The organism is Nocardia sp. NPDC050378 (genome assembly GCF_040655675.1).
GTDB classification, from domain to species: Bacteria; Actinomycetota; Actinomycetes; order Mycobacteriales; family Mycobacteriaceae; genus Nocardia; species Nocardia coubleae.
The window spans coordinates 191,478-205,457 of record NZ_JBFAKI010000010.1 but is presented as its reverse complement, the minus strand read 5'-3'; the positions used below and the strand labels follow the sequence as shown (position 1 = coordinate 205,457).

The 13,980-nt window shown below is 64.0% G+C and carries 11 protein-coding genes; 4 read left to right on the top strand and 7 right to left on the bottom strand.

The annotated features are described in order from the left end of the window. Positions 1–9: 9 nt before the first annotated feature. Both AB0I35_RS22405 and AB0I35_RS22400 read right to left on the bottom strand, forming a co-directional pair. Positions 10–3,192, bottom strand: coding sequence for a hypothetical protein (locus AB0I35_RS22405; RefSeq protein WP_357398095.1), 3,183 nt, complete (start codon positions 3,190–3,192; stop codon positions 10–12). Next, positions 3,189–6,680, bottom strand: a complete 3,492-nt coding sequence (locus tag AB0I35_RS22400) for an SNF2-related protein (RefSeq protein WP_357398094.1) — start codon at positions 6,678–6,680, stop codon at positions 3,189–3,191. Before AB0I35_RS22400 ends, AB0I35_RS22405 begins: the two co-directional genes overlap by 4 nt. A 428-nt stretch (positions 6,681–7,108) precedes the next feature. Between AB0I35_RS22400 and AB0I35_RS22395 the strand changes: the two genes are divergently transcribed. From AB0I35_RS22395 to AB0I35_RS22385, 3 genes are all read left to right on the top strand, one after another. Further along, the gene (locus tag AB0I35_RS22395; protein ID WP_357398093.1) at positions 7,109–7,249 is read left to right on the top strand and encodes a Fic/DOC family N-terminal domain-containing protein; all 141 of its coding nucleotides are present in this window, start codon (positions 7,109–7,111) and stop codon (positions 7,247–7,249) included. Continuing rightward, the gene (locus AB0I35_RS22390; RefSeq protein WP_357398092.1) at positions 7,246–7,338 is read left to right on the top strand and encodes a hypothetical protein; all 93 of its coding nucleotides are present in this window, start codon (positions 7,246–7,248) and stop codon (positions 7,336–7,338) included. Before AB0I35_RS22395 ends, AB0I35_RS22390 begins: the two co-directional genes overlap by 4 nt. An 83-nt stretch (positions 7,339–7,421) precedes the next feature. Continuing rightward, positions 7,422–8,111 carry a Fic family protein gene (locus tag AB0I35_RS22385; RefSeq protein WP_357398091.1) on the top strand — a complete coding sequence of 230 codons (690 nt, stop codon included), beginning with the start codon at positions 7,422–7,424 and terminating at the stop codon, positions 8,109–8,111. A 136-nt stretch (positions 8,112–8,247) separates the two neighbouring features. Here the strand turns inward: AB0I35_RS22385 and AB0I35_RS22380 are convergent, their stop codons facing one another. The 4 genes from AB0I35_RS22380 to AB0I35_RS22365 are packed head-to-tail and all read right to left on the bottom strand — an operon-like array spanning position 8,248 to position 12,873. Continuing rightward, entirely contained in the window at positions 8,248–9,555 is a 1,308-nt protein-coding gene (locus tag AB0I35_RS22380) for an AAA domain-containing protein (RefSeq protein WP_357398090.1), read from the bottom strand. Beyond that, on the bottom strand, positions 9,555–11,018 hold the full coding sequence (locus AB0I35_RS22375) for a hypothetical protein (protein ID WP_357398089.1): 1,464 nt from the start codon (positions 11,016–11,018) through the stop codon (positions 9,555–9,557). The genes AB0I35_RS22380 and AB0I35_RS22375 overlap by 1 nt, the downstream gene beginning before the upstream one ends. After that, entirely contained in the window at positions 11,015–12,100 is a 1,086-nt protein-coding gene (locus AB0I35_RS22370) for a hypothetical protein (protein WP_357398087.1), read from the bottom strand. The genes AB0I35_RS22375 and AB0I35_RS22370 overlap by 4 nt, the downstream gene beginning before the upstream one ends. Next, complete coding sequence (locus tag AB0I35_RS22365; RefSeq protein ID WP_357398086.1) at positions 12,097–12,873, bottom strand: hypothetical protein; 777 nt, start codon at positions 12,871–12,873, stop codon at positions 12,097–12,099. Before AB0I35_RS22365 ends, AB0I35_RS22370 begins: the two co-directional genes overlap by 4 nt. A 157-nt stretch (positions 12,874–13,030) precedes the next feature. Between AB0I35_RS22365 and AB0I35_RS22360 the strand changes: the two genes are divergently transcribed. Beyond that, positions 13,031–13,489, top strand: coding sequence for a DUF6228 family protein (locus AB0I35_RS22360; RefSeq protein ID WP_357398085.1), 459 nt, complete (start codon positions 13,031–13,033; stop codon positions 13,487–13,489). A 19-nt stretch (positions 13,490–13,508) separates the two neighbouring features. Here AB0I35_RS22360 and AB0I35_RS22355 read toward each other — a convergent pair whose 3' ends face one another. Next, positions 13,509–13,889, bottom strand: a complete 381-nt coding sequence (locus tag AB0I35_RS22355) for a hypothetical protein (protein WP_357398084.1) — start codon at positions 13,887–13,889, stop codon at positions 13,509–13,511. Between the last annotated feature and the right edge of the window lie 91 nt (positions 13,890–13,980).

Below are 13,980 nucleotides of genomic sequence, written 5' to 3'. Positions count from 1 at the left end.
TACGGCGTCTCAGTCCGCTATGCGCTGTTCGCCCGCCACCGCCATGGCGGCTCGAAGGTCGAGTGCGTGCTTGCCCGTGAACCGGAGGCGGCGTATGCGTCCGTGGACGCGTACCGGTAGATCAATCGTCCCCAAGCCCGGCGCGATGTCGAGTTTCGACAGCGCGTCCAGTAGTGCGTCATCGGTAGTCTCGCGAACGTACTGGTACAGGGCGGCGCATAATGGGCAGAGGGCCAGCGCATTCTGGCGGTGGACTTGCTGTCTATCGCGTATGAATCTGATCGTCTCGAAGTACCACTGGTCCTTCACCTTGAAGGGCAATATTTCGTGGCACGCTTGGCAGTACATGTCGCCGCCGGAATTCGTGTACTGCTCCCGCAGATAGGATTTGGACTCCTCCGAGAATTGAGCATGGCCGGTGACCACGCTGCGAGACCGGAGGCTGGTTTGGTGGCTGGTCGCCGTGCGCGCGTCCGATGCCGCGACAGCTGCACGTCGATCCGGGTTCTCGGATGCCGCGGCGGGAAAGTCCTTCGATTGATTCTTTCGAGCTATGAGCTCGCGGACCTCGCCTTGGAGTTCCGCGCTGCCGATCCCCGCCGCACGGGCTTCACGGAGCAGTTCGACGTCCTCGAGGTCGATCCCGAGCTTCGAGGCGTAAGTCGGCTTGTCGGCCGCCTGTTCCGCGTGTCGCGCCGCATCGGTACCGAAAGGCAGTGTCGCGGCCAGTGATCCACTTGTCGGTTTCGGCCAACCGGACGGGAGGTGGTCCAGCGTGATGTTCTGCGGGTGTCTCAGTTGCCCGCTATTACTGGGGATCCAGGCGGTGGAGGTGAGGCGCTGGACCGCGCGCGAGGCGAACTCGTGTGCGGTATAGCTCGCGTTGGGTCGATATTTCGCGGTCGACCACTCCTTGGGTGCGGCTGAGACTGCGTCCCACAGCGAACGTAGGAGTGTGTCGTCACCGGCTGCTACGACAGCATCGAAATCGATGATGTCGTAGTCCTGCTTGATGGTGTTGAAATTCTCGTTTTTTCCGGCTGCCCACGCGTGATCGTACTTCGGGTTTAGAGATACCTCGCTGCCGACGATCTGAACCTTATCGGCAGCGCCGACAGTGGCCAGAAATTCGGCAAGTCCGTCGATTTCTAGATAGAACCCCGGCAGTGGGTACTTGTCATCTTCATCGGCATAGATGAGGTTCAAGCCTGTGGCGCGGAAGGGCTCGTCGATGAAGACAGCGCTCGGCTGAGCCCACTTACGGCGGCCGCCCTCGTCTGCTACCAGAATGAAAGGAACACCGTCGAACATCGAGCGGGCTGAACTCTGGTTCGACAGGCCGAACCGCACGAAGTCCTTCATAGTCTCGAGATGTTCGGCATCGTCAGCGGGAAACCGATGGGCGCGGTATGGCGCGAGCTGGCTGTCGATCTTGGTTCGCTCGTCCCAGCGTTTGACCCCAGCGGCTTGATAGAAGGATTGCAGGCTTTTCGACCGCTTCGCATCCAGGTCGTCGTCGAAGTAGGCGAGTTCGACCGGCACACGCGACTTATCGCGATCGCGCCGGTCCGAAGGGAGGTGGGTCGTGGTGCCCTTGACGTGCACACCAGGTGCGGGCTCTCGGAGCCGGACGATCGGAAGGTGTTTCAAGGCACACCCGTGATGAACGCTGCTGAGATCACGCGGGCTCTGCCGGCTGCTGATGCGATGGCCGAGGAGATCGTAGAGGTTGAGCAGGCTGTCGTCGTTTTTGTCTTGCAGCCACCGGTGCCAGGTCGAGACCGTCGCTACTGCCGGTTTAGGCCAGGCCCATCGAGGCGCGATAACCCCGAAGGCTTTGTCGAGTTCTTCCCAACCGAAGGGAATGCTGTCGAGATCTCTCAGGAATCGCCCCGTGCGTCCGTCACGATCCATGATCCATTGCGGCTGATCACCGCAGTCGATCCCCGCGAGTTTCATCAGATAACCGAGGTCGGCCTGATCGAGCCCGCTACGGAACTCACTGGGACTGGAAACCAGAGAACGTGCGGCGCCATAGCCACCCCGCCGTACCGGCGTCACGGCCTCGCTGTTGAAAGCCTCGACCACCGCGCTGCGTATCTGCCCGTAGATCGGCGGCAAGTTGTCTTCGGTGTTCGGCAGCGCAGCCAGGAAACCGTCGTCGATGAGCCCGCGGTCCCGGAAACCCTCGAGGTTTCGGACGATGAGGTCGCCGATATCAGCGACCAGCTGGGCGTTCTCCTCGGTGTCTCGGACGGAGTCCCGGGCGACCGTCGATGCGAACGGGGCATGAATGTGGAATCGGAGTTGCGAGCTCTCCTTCACCGCGGGGAAGTAGATCGATACATCGCCGGACGAGAGCGGCACAATGCGATACGGCGCCTGCGCGGGGAGACCCGGGTGCCCGGGGGACGGGCTCTTGCCGACCTCCTTCGGTTCCACCTTGAACGCGGCCGCGACGGTCAACGGTTTCGGCCCGTGATGAGCGGTGCTGGCGGGGCCGACCAACCGGAGCCAAGTCGATTCCACGAAGCCTTCGTCTCGCGAGGCCTCCACCTGGATCGTGATCTCGTCCACATCGGTGCGTTTCACGAACCCGATATCGCCGTCGGGCAGCGCGTAGGTGATCTCCTGGATGCTGTTGAGGAAAAGCAGTGTCTTCTCGTCGAGTGCGCGCAGCCCCCGTTCCACTTCGCCGCGGGCGACATCGGCCGGCTTCTCCGGACGGTTGAACGGAAACGTGAACGTGGTATGGCCGGGCGCAGCCGTGCCACCGATCAGCTCCGGGACGAAGAGATCGGCGATTTCGAAGGAGAACTCGCCGGAGCGGATCGCCGGGCGGGTGGTGTAGGCGAAGACCGCTTTGAAACCGACTCCGAACTTACCGATCTGCGTCTCGTCGTCCTTCTTGGTCGACTTGCCGATGCCGGTGATCGACTCGATGTCGGCCAGTGAGAACGCTCGAACACCGTTGTGGTTGACCGTCAGTCCGTCCTCGGCAAGTACGAACTCGACCACCGTGGCGCGGGCATCTTCGGCGTTCTGCAGGAGTTCGTAGATGAAGTGGGCGTTGTCGGGATAGAGCTCGGCGAGCAGCGAGCGCAAGCCCTCTTCGAAGCCGTTCTCCCGAGCGGATTCGATATAGCGAAGGCGCTTGCGTCGAAGTTGTTCGAAGTCTTGGGAATTTGTCATCGGACGACCTCGATAACGCCCGAGCACAGCAGCGTCGTCGTGACGTCGCTGCGCTCGATGGTGGATGCGAGGTTTCGGCTCCGAGTCGCGAAGTCGTCCTCGACCGAGCGAAGCTCGGACTCACGCATTCGGCGGATATTCTCGTGCGATGCCTCGGCTATCTGGTCTCTGAGGAGTTCAACCCTTGCCTGATGGGTGGTGTTGAGTGAGGCCAACTGGCTCTGCACCTGGGCACGAGCCCGCTCGATGTGCGCTGCCCGAGCGTCGGCCCAGGCGGCGAAGTGGCGCTCGTCCAGATCTTCGCCAAGGTCTTCCGGCGATTCCGTCGAGTCGCTCGTATCCACGAGCATCGCGGCGATCTCGCTGCTGAGCAGTTCGTCGCCGGAGGTGACGACAATTTCGAAGTCATCGTTGGCGCCCAAATACGTCCAGGCATGGACAGCGAACGGGTACCGGCCCGGCGGTACCGCACTGGACTCGACCCGCAGTGCCACGGTGGATTCGGCGGCGAAGCCTTCTTGGCGCGCAGCTGCCGCACGAACCAGCTCGTGGACTGGGGACAACAGCTCGATGTCACCCTCTACAGCCTCAGCAGGATCGAAAGTGAGCCGACGGGAAGGCTCAACGCCGTCGCTCAACCACCGGCTCCACGCCGAAACACTGCCTGGTGCTACCGCACGGTTGTCCTCGGCAAGCGTCGCGCGGACCTCCTTGCTCGGCCGCAGCACCGACACAGGACGGTCGAACAGCGCGTCACGTTCGTGGCCGGTGTCGGCGAGGTAGCGCTTCACGAGGCGGGCCAGCTGTCCCGGGGCAAGCCACTGGCTGGCGACCTGTTCGACACCCTCTTCGTCGAGCTTCATCAGCGGCAAGCCGAAGAGTGCGGCTTCTCGTTCCTCGAGTTCCTCCTGCTCCTGAATGCGCCCGATCTTGTTGTCGGCGAGTTTCTGCAAACGCTGCTCGCGCTCAGTCTCGCTGAGCGTGAGGTCCTCACCGATCTTGCGGATATCCCGGGTGAGCTCACCGAGGATCGCTTCGCTACCGCCGAGCGCACGACGGAAGACACCGATGCGCGACAGACAACGCTCGAAGATGACGGCGTCGACGGTTCCGCTGACAACCAGATTCTTGATCGCGATCGATTCGCTCTTCTGCCCGCGCCGATCAATGCGACCGATGCGCTGCTCGATGCGCATCGGGTTCCACGGCAGGTCGTAATTCACCAGGGCATCACAGAATTGATAGTCGAGGCCCTCGGTGCCGACTTCCGAGGACAGGAAGACATCGATGGCATCGGTCGCGTTTTTGTCCTTGGCGAACCGTGCCCGCAGGTCACGGCGCTGGTCGTCCGGTATACCTCCGTGTACCAGACCGACGCGGACACCCGCCGCTTCCAGATGTTCGAGAACGTAGCCGAGCGTGTGGCGAAAGGTACTGAACAACAGAAGCTTGTTGTTGGGCAGTTGTTGCTTTTCCTCGACGTAGCTGAGCAAGCGATCCAGCTTGGGGTCTTCCCGCAGATTGCCCGCGCGAACAGCGATCTCCTGGATCTCGTCGGCGAAAGTCTCCAGAGCAGTGGTCTCCAGCGCGTCGACTTGGATATCTGCTTCACTCAGTTCCTCAGGTGTGAGCTTGTGTCGCAGGAGATCTTCGACGAAGGGTGCCAGACCATTCAGGCAACTCGCGGCTTGGCGTTGCAGCGTTGAGAGCACGAAGTCGAGCGCCTGGCCGTGCCCTTTGCTGGTCGAGATCCGCCCGGCGAGATCCAGCAGGTCGTCGTGAACTGCGGCCTGCTCGGAAGTGAAGTCGACCTGAAACGTCTCCGGCTTGCGAGTCGTGAACTCACCGATGTCTCGGCGCCGAGTGCGGTTGATCAGGCTGGAGAACGTGTTGAGCGACTGTGCGAGTCTGAGGACCTTGACTCGATCTCGGTCGGTGACAGCATCCTCGTGGAGGATATCGCGCACCTGCTGCGTCCGTGGGTCAGCGCGTAGGACCCGACTGCCGAACGGGGTGTTCAGCGCGGCAGTCAAGGAATCGAGTGCTGCGGCCTGCCACCCGTTGGCGGCGATCCGTATGGTGCTCTCGACATCGGCCAAATGTCCGTTCGGCTCTCGCATGAGGTCGAATGCCTGATTGTCGGCGAAGATATCGGGACGGAGCAACCGCAGCAGCGTCTGAAGATCTTCGCTGCCGGTCTGAATCGGCGTCGCGGAGATCAGAATGGCGGCCTCGGCGGAGTCGAGAAAGTGCTTCACCACCCGATGGCTCCACGTGTTGCTGTTGCGGACGTGATGCGCCTCATCGACGATCACCAGATCGAATTTGATCGGCGGCATCAGCGAGATCAATCCTGCCCGTGATCGGCGCCCGGACGCCTCGCCCAACAGCAGTTTCTCATCGAGGAGTGAGTAGGGCAGAATCGCCTTCCGATAGCGTGCAGGCCACCTGCCTTCAGCCCGTGACTCATCGACACAGTGGCGAAGCGTCGCACTGTCGAGGTGGGCGAAGTCCTCATCGAAACGCTTGAGCTCTGTGCGCCACTTGCTCTCGACAACAAGTGGTTTGGGGCAGATCACCAAGACGGACTCGAGCCGCTGGCGCGCCTCGAGTTCTTTGATGATCAGCCCGGCTTCGATCGTCTTGCCGACTCCGACGTCATCGGCGATGAGTATGCGGGGGCGGTCGGCATTGATGAGTTTCATGACAGGCCGGTACTGGTACGGCTCGTAGTCGATCCGCCCGCTGTTGAGCGAATACAGTCGACTGACAGACGGATGCAGGACATGAGCGGCCGACAGTCGTGTCTTGAGGTCCTCGGCGCTCAGGTGTTCGCCGTTCTCGACCTGGACGACCTCGAGCTGCGACGCGTAATACGTCTGCGTCAGGTGACCGTGGAACACTGTCACTCGCGCGCGCTCGCCCGATTTGACGACCTGCATGACGACACCGGTGAATTCGGGTCGGGCCTTGACTCGAACCATGACACCGGAATTGAATTCGGTTGCGGGCGTGGGTGGTGGCGGCGCCGCGACGGTCGTCGGCAGCGCGGGAGCGAGCAGAGCTCGTGCCTCGGCGCGAGCGCTGACGAGCCACGCGGTCTCGGCGCTGTCGGGCAGCAGCGCCTCGGCAAGGAGAGCGAGAGTGTCGAGGTCTCGGTAGGCGCGTTCGGGGCTCGGCGCGCGACCAGGTACTGCATGGGCCAACCTGTTTCGGACGCTGAACGCTTCCTTGAGCCAGTTGCGTGCCTCCCACTTGACGATATTTCGTCGCCTGAGCAGCTCCCAGTTGGAGTCGGTGACCCGGAGGAGCGCTGCAACATCCAAGTCGCCCAGGTGCGACCAGCCGTTGTCCTCGGCTGTTGCTCGTTGCTGGTAGGAGAGCTCGGACAGGACGCACTGGTCCCACCATCGGGGGCCGGCGGACGGGAGTTCTCGCTCCAAGACCTTCCGCAGGACGACACCGAGTGCCGCCAAGGGCTCGCTCATACTCACTCCCACTTCCCGTACCGTCACGCCAAAGCCATTCGCGAAACCGATCGCTTTTCGCGGCGTCAGCATTACAGAACGAAGCCGACCGTCCGACTCCGAACCGGTTGATTCCCAGCCGGGTTCGCGCACATGCCTCGCCCGCCGAGTGCTGGGCGGGCGTGGGCTTCGATGTGGCAACCGCCTGCGGGCAGGATCGAGGCGTGTTGCTCGAGCTCAGGACAGCTGAACTCAGGCGGTTCACGCGCGGGGACGGGTCAGACCAGCCATGACTTCTGTGCCGGGAAATCGTCGAAATCATCTGACCAGTCCGTTGGGCCGACGACTTTCTCTCCCGGACGTGCCGACGGGCTATTCGGTGGTGACCATTGTGTGGGCTCGGGCTGGGGTGGCTCGGGTTCCCAGGCGAGGAGCTCGAGACCCGTAAAGTGCTCAAGGCTGCGATCTCGGCAAACAGAGCACTGGCGCAGCTGGACCAGGCCGCCTTGGCCATGCCGAACCCGACCGTGCTGATCAATACGATCCGCTGCTCGAAGCCGAGGCCAGCTCGGCGATCGAGAACATCGTGACGACAACCGACGCCTTGTTCCGTCACGTCGACGACGATGCGCATGCGGATGCGGCGACGCGAGAAACGCTGCGTATCGACATGCGCTGAGGATCGGATACAAGCACACCCTCGAACGAGGGCTGACCACGTCGACCCCGATCGAGGTCTGCAGCACGATCAAGGGGCGTCAGATGCGTTTGCGGGACCTCCCCGGGACCCGGATCGGCAACCCTACGACCAGTGAGGTCGTCTACAGCCCGCCGGAGGGCGCGGATGTCATCGCGGACAAGCTCACCGAGTGGGAGCGGTTCATTCATGCGGAGAACGGTGTCGATCCGCTCATTGTGATGGCTGCCACGCACTATCAGTTCGAGGCGATCCATCCGTTTGCCGACGGCAATGGGCGAACTGGTCGCATCCTCAACGTGCTGATGCTGGTCGAGGCAGGTCTGCTTCGCCTGCCGGTGCTGTACCTGTCTCGCTACATCATTGACACCAAGCATCGGTACTACCATCACTTGCGTGCGGTGACCGCCGAGTCGGCGTGGGAATCGTGGTTGCTGTACGTGCTGGCCGGTGTTACGCAGACCTCGGAAGCCACCGTCACCAAGATCAACAACATTCGGTCGCTTCAAGAGGATTTCGCGCAACGGGCCCGCGCCGTGTGTAAGGGAGGATCACACTCCGAGTTCCAGGCCGTGTTGTTCGAGCAGCCGTACTGCCGGATCGCGACGGTGATGGAACGCTGTGACGTATCGCGACCGACGACAACCAGCTGGCTGAGCGGGCTCGCGGCGGCAGGAATGCTTCACGACATGAAGATCGGCCGCGACCGGGTCTTCATCAACTGGGAATTTCTGCAGCTACTGACGGCACCGTGAGTTCATTTGGTCATTCACAAGATCCAGGCGAATTCTCTGGCCCTGAACTGTTGTGGTGCGAGGCCGGGCGTTGATGGTTAGGCAGGCAGCCGTATTGCGAATCGATCAGGCCGTAGAGCATCACCCTGCCCAAGACTCACGCACCGATGCGATGGGACGCGAGATGGCTGAGGATTGATTGGTTGGCTTCCCAGCCATCGGGGAACTTGACCGGAACGCCTAAGTGGACCGGTTCCGTGGACGGATATGCATCGAGCAGCTCGGCAATCCCCGCTCGGGCGACGACGATGCAGGCATGACGGTGGCGCGATGTCAACACGCACAACCGGCCGGCTTCGAGGTGGAAGGAGCTGGCGTCGCGGCGGCCGGAGAGGGGGTGGAGGACGATGGTGATGTCGTATTCGCGGCCCTGGAGGCGGTTGGCGGTGTCGACTGTGACCGGTTCGGCGAGGGTGCCGCGCAGGGCCAGGCGGATGGCTTCGGCTTGGTCTCGGTGGGCGGTGCCGATGGCTAGGCGGGCGGCTGTGACGGGGTGGGTGCCTTGTTCGGAGGTGGCGGTGGCGCCGCGTTCGAGGATGCGGACGGCGAGGGAGGCGATGGCGGAGACGGCTTCTCGGTCGGTGCGGAGGGTGTTGCGGGCGGGGAGTTCGTAGAGGGCCCAGCCGTGGTCGGCGGCTTCGTCCAGGCAGCGGTCCAGGGGAGTGCGCAGGCCGTGGGTGACGTAGGAGAGTTGGCGGGTGCCGGGGGTGGTGCCTGCGGTGAAGGGGGTGAAGGGGTAGAAGGCGGCGGAAATTACGGGGGCGGCGGTGGTGGGGAGGCGCCAGGAGACGGGGAGGCGGTGGATGGGGATGTGGCGGTCTCGGTTGTTGGCGAGCATGACGGGGACGGCGCTGCGGGTGGGGTCCCAGTCCAGGCCTGCCCAGCGGTCGGATTCGACGGTGGCGAAGGGGTCTAGTTGGCCGGGGTCGCCGACGAAGAGGCCGCGGTCGAAGCGGCCTGCGATTCGTAGGAGCATTTCGGAGCGCATTTGGTAGGCCTCGTCGACGATGGCGTGTTCCCAGGTGCCCTCGGTGAGGGTGGCCCATTTGGCGGCGGTGCCGATGAGGATGGTGCGGTCGGCGAGGTCGTCGACTTTGGCGGCGGCGCGGACGTTCGGGAGGTCGATGCGGTCGCTGGGGCGGTAGTCCTGGGCGGAGAGGCGGCCGATGGGGAGGTCGGGGTGGGCGGCGGCCAGGCGGGCGATGAGGTCGTCGACCTGTTCGTTGGTTTGGGCGACGATCATGCGTTGGGTGCCGTCTTGGGCGAGCTGACCTGCGGCTTTGACGACGAGGGTTGACTTGCCTGCGCCGGGTGGTGAGTCGACGACGATCGCCTTGTGGGAGGTGTCGGCCAAGTCGGTGAGGATGTTGGTGACGGTGGTATCAGCGGCGTGGGCGGCGGACATCAGTTCTCCTCATCGGTTTCCGGTGGGCCGCCGTGGGTCCAGGGAGTTTCCTCCGGGGGCGGGAGGGTGGCTGCGCGGAAATTGCCGTTCGGGCCGAACCGGGCCAGGACGATGCGGTCGCCGTCGACGTTTACCGTGCCTTCGGGGGGAACCTTTGTGCTGCGGCCCATTCCGCCGCTGAGTTCGAGCACGATGACGTCGTCGTCGACCTCGAGAACCTTGCCTTGCTGGTTCTTGACCGCAGCGTTGTGCAGAGATTCGCCGGGGATAGGAGTGAATGGGTCTGTCGTTGTCACGCGGAGCAAGGGGCGCAGGACGCTTTTGCCCTTGTCGCTCACCGTGGTCCGGGTGGGTTCGGAGTCTATGACGGTGGCCAGGCACGCCTCGCCGCCCAGTCGGCGTTCGAGCATGACATAGGGGTCGTCGTAAGCCATTGCGGCGGTGAGGCGTTCGAGTGCCTGTTCACGGGCGAGTAAGCGGCGGACCGCTGAGGTGGGGGAATCGCGGCGTGACTGGGCTTGGGTTTCGGCGATTTCGGCGTAGTAGGAGAAGGAACGCACGTCCTCGGCCCAGCGGGTGGCCACGCTCGAACCCTCGGGGAGGGCGCGCAGGAGCGAAATGCCCTGCCACATCAGCTCCCACGTCGGCTCCAGCTGGGTTCGCAGCGCCTGTTCGAGTCGCTGGACGGCACGGGTGCGGGCGATGTCGTCGGCAGCTGTGTCGTAGGCGTTGATGAGCGGGGCGAGGACGACGTTGTCGAAGCCGGGGTCGGTGGCGGGACCGGCCGGGGGACAGATGGTCGGGTCTTCGGCGCGGGCCGCGGCTTGGGGGCCGGTCAGGTTGTCGGGCGGTGCGATCCAGCCGAGGAGGGCGGTGAGGTTGGCGTCTTCCAGGGCGGATTGGCCGGTGGTCCAGTGCGTGGTCAGGTGTGCGGTGAGGGGTGCCAGCGCGGTGGAACCGGGATGTTCGGCGCGGTCGCAATACCAGGTGAGCCACCGGCCGACGAGCGGGATGGCCGGGGAGACAGCGCCTTCGCTCTCGGTGCGGCGGAAACGCAGGGACCGCCCGAGGAGCTTCAAGAAGGTGACGGCGGCCTGGTTGGGGACCCAGATCTGCGGGGCGTCGACGCAGCGGTCGATGGTCTCGTTGGTCTTCTTGTCGATCACCACGGGTTCGGTGTCGTCGGCATATCGGCCGATGTGGGGCAGCAGGATTTCCGCCAGTTCCTCGGCGAATCGCAGGCGCAGGACGCGGTCGCGTGGCTGCGGGACCACGAGGAGCCGCGGATTGTCGGGGTCGGTGCCGACGAGCACTGCCAGCGGTGCCGCCGCTTCGCCCGCCAGATGCAGCGGGATGAGAACAAGGGGCTGTTCGGCGAGGTGACAATGCCGGACGGTCGCGGTTCGGACAGCGCGGCCCGCGTCGACCGCCTCCACCTTGGCGAGGGCCGACAGCACGCTCACGCGATCTCCTGACGCAGGCGGTGGGCGGTGCGGAGCAGGTCGGCGATGTCGGCCTGGTCCTCGGTCGGCGGGCGCGAACCACGGGCGAGGGCGAGGACGTCGTCGATGTTGTGCAGCCCGCCGAGCTCGTCGCGGACGCCGCGGCCGAGGGCGTCGACCGAGCCGCACGCACGGGCTTCGGAGCGGCAGACGAAGCCGAGTTCGCACGTCGAAATGCACTCGGGGGCGAAGCGAGCCGGGAGCGCGGAGATCACCTCGTCCAGCTGCGGGCCGGGCTCGAAAGTCGCTCCGGGCGGGACCAATTCGATCAGCGACTCGATCGAGGTCAGGCGGGACAACTGGCGTGAGACCACGGCGATCTGATTGCGCAGATCGACGAACGTCGCGGTGGGTCGGTTCGAGAAGTCCTTGGTGCAGACCAGGATCGCGTTGTGCGACACGAGTTTTTCGGGGTCGGCGCCCAATTCCTCGAGCAGACGCCGCAATGCGATCACGTAGACCGCGGACTGGCGGGCCGCGGCCGCGACCTGGGCGGGGTCGGCTTGACCGTCGATCATGGGGAACGACTTGATCTCGACGATGTGGAACTTGCCCTCGATCTGGAGGGCGACCAGGTCCGGTTCGAGGTAGGCGAGTGCGCCGGCGATGTCCAGGCGCAGCATCGGATGGTCGAACAGGGTGCCTTCACCGGTGTCGAGCGCCTGCCCGAGCAGTTGGCGGGTTCGCTGGTAGCGCACCGCGTTTCCGGCGTTCTCGGCGACCGCCTCGAGGTTGTGATAGGCCACTTCGGGGATGGTCAGGTCGAGGACGTCGCGCAGGAGGGCGAGCAGGTCGGCGCAACCGTTCGCCTTGACCATCGATTCGAAGGCATTGCCGCGCGTGATGGCGAACGACGACTGGCCGTACTGCGGCGGATGACCGAGTTCCCGGGCGACAACAGCCTTGTCGACGGCGGCGGCGTCGAGCAGTGCGCGACGGGCGCAACCGGGGTTCGCCGTGAGCGCGGCGATGGTGCGGGCATTGTGACGGATCGACGGGGCACCACCGCGCAGCTCCTGCAGGCGGGCCGAAAGTTCTTTCATCCCATCTCTTTTCGTGAGGCGGCCAGGCTCAGCCGGGTGCCGAACAGTTGGGCGGGCTGATCGAGCTGCTGTGCCGCCCTGGTCGCGGCCTGGTGCCGCTGGAACGCGTCGTCTTCTTCATGGACCGCGAGCTCGCGCTGTGCGGCGCTCTTCACGTCCTCGGCATCGATGGAATCGGGGGTGCCTGTTACGCCCGGGATGGAGTTCGCCAGGCGCCACATCAAGCGGATGCCGTCCGGTGAAATGTCCGGCTGGCCTCTGACGTGGTCGGCTAGTCGGATCGCCGACGTCAGCAGGTTCACCCGGGGGCTGAGGGGTCCGATCATGCGTTGGGGGAGTGCCCAGCTGCTCAGGGCGAGGAGTCCGCGGGCGGGAGCGAGGAGGTCGGTGGTGAGTGCTGCGCAGATGTAGTACGGGCGCGCGAAAGGTGCGGCGCGGAAGGAACGTTCCTCGTCGCGGCGCAAGCTCGTCAGCCTTGCGGGGGCCAGATCGCCGGAGAAGAACGCGGTGTGGACCTGCATTACCAATTTCGGTGCCGACGGTGCGCCGAGCAGGGTGAGTGCGCGGTGAACATGCTCCCGCACCGGAACATTCGGATCCGGGGCAGGTGTTTCTCCGGTACCGAGAACTGCTTCGTCCCACTCGGTTTCGACCGCACGCAGCTCATTGCGCAACTGGCGGGCAGCGAGGCGGTCGCCGGCGGAGACAGCGCGCCTGACGGCCGCGCGCAGTTCGTTGATGCGGGCTTCCAGCAGCTCCGCAGCTTCTGACATGGGGCCGAGGGTAAGTGGAACTTCCAGTGATGTCCAGTATTTTCCAGTAATTGATGATCGAGTCCTGCGGCCTGGCTATCGGGTGGGCAATTCAGCTCGCTCGGCAGGGGGTCGTTGCGAACGACGCCGCACCTATCGTCGCGGTTAGCATGCGGCGATGGACTGTGACTGCGACCAGAATTCGGACTCGGACCGAGGTGTTTGCCTGGGCGAACCTGGTTACGGGACATGGGTTCGGCTGTGGAATCGAGTCGATCCCTGGGGTGACACCTCGGCCCGGGTTTGTGTTCAGGTCGGCGGGCCTGGAATGGCCGCCGTGCTGCACCGAGTGACGGTGTCACTCATGGGCGACCGCAATCTGGTCGCGTTCATCGAGAGTCTCATCGATGACTTCGCGGGATGGGACGGCGTCCGGGTGTGGGAGAGCATCGACCGCGACTTGCGGATCGATGCGGTCTTCGCGTCTCGGGGGCACGTCGGACTGACATGGACAGTGCGGCCCTGGCGGCATGACGACGGCAACTGGACCGCCTCGACCACCGTGGTGCTCGAGGCGGGGGAGCAGATGCTGCGGCTCGCAGCGGATCTCGACGCGGAGATCGGCAGTCTGTCGTAGTCGGCAGAACGTCGCTCGGTCAGGGGCGGTCGACGTCGGGGAGGATTACTTCGGGCTTGAAGATCACCTTGTAGTGGTAGCGGTCTACCTCGGCGGGTTCTAGTTGTTCTACGAAATAGCTGACGTTGTCGGATAGGCCGAGGAAGTGCTTCTTGTATTCGTCGTCGCCGGTTTTGCAGGTGACCTCTAGTTGGTTGTTCTCGTCCTTGATCGAGCACTTGCCCTCAACCGAGAGCAGGTATTTGTCGGTGATGCCGTTGAAGAAGACCACGCGGCGGTTGATCTTGAACTGGTCGGATTCCTTGGACAGGTTCTCGGAGACCACATCGGCGTCCGACGAGCAACCGGTGAGTGTGAGGGCGGACAGTGCCGCGATGGCGATGACGAGTGTCGATTTCATTCTCTACCCCTACTTCGGTGTATCCCCCGGAGAATGACTCCCGGATGACCGATCTTAGCTGCGAGTGGGGGATCGTCCGAAGATATTTGGT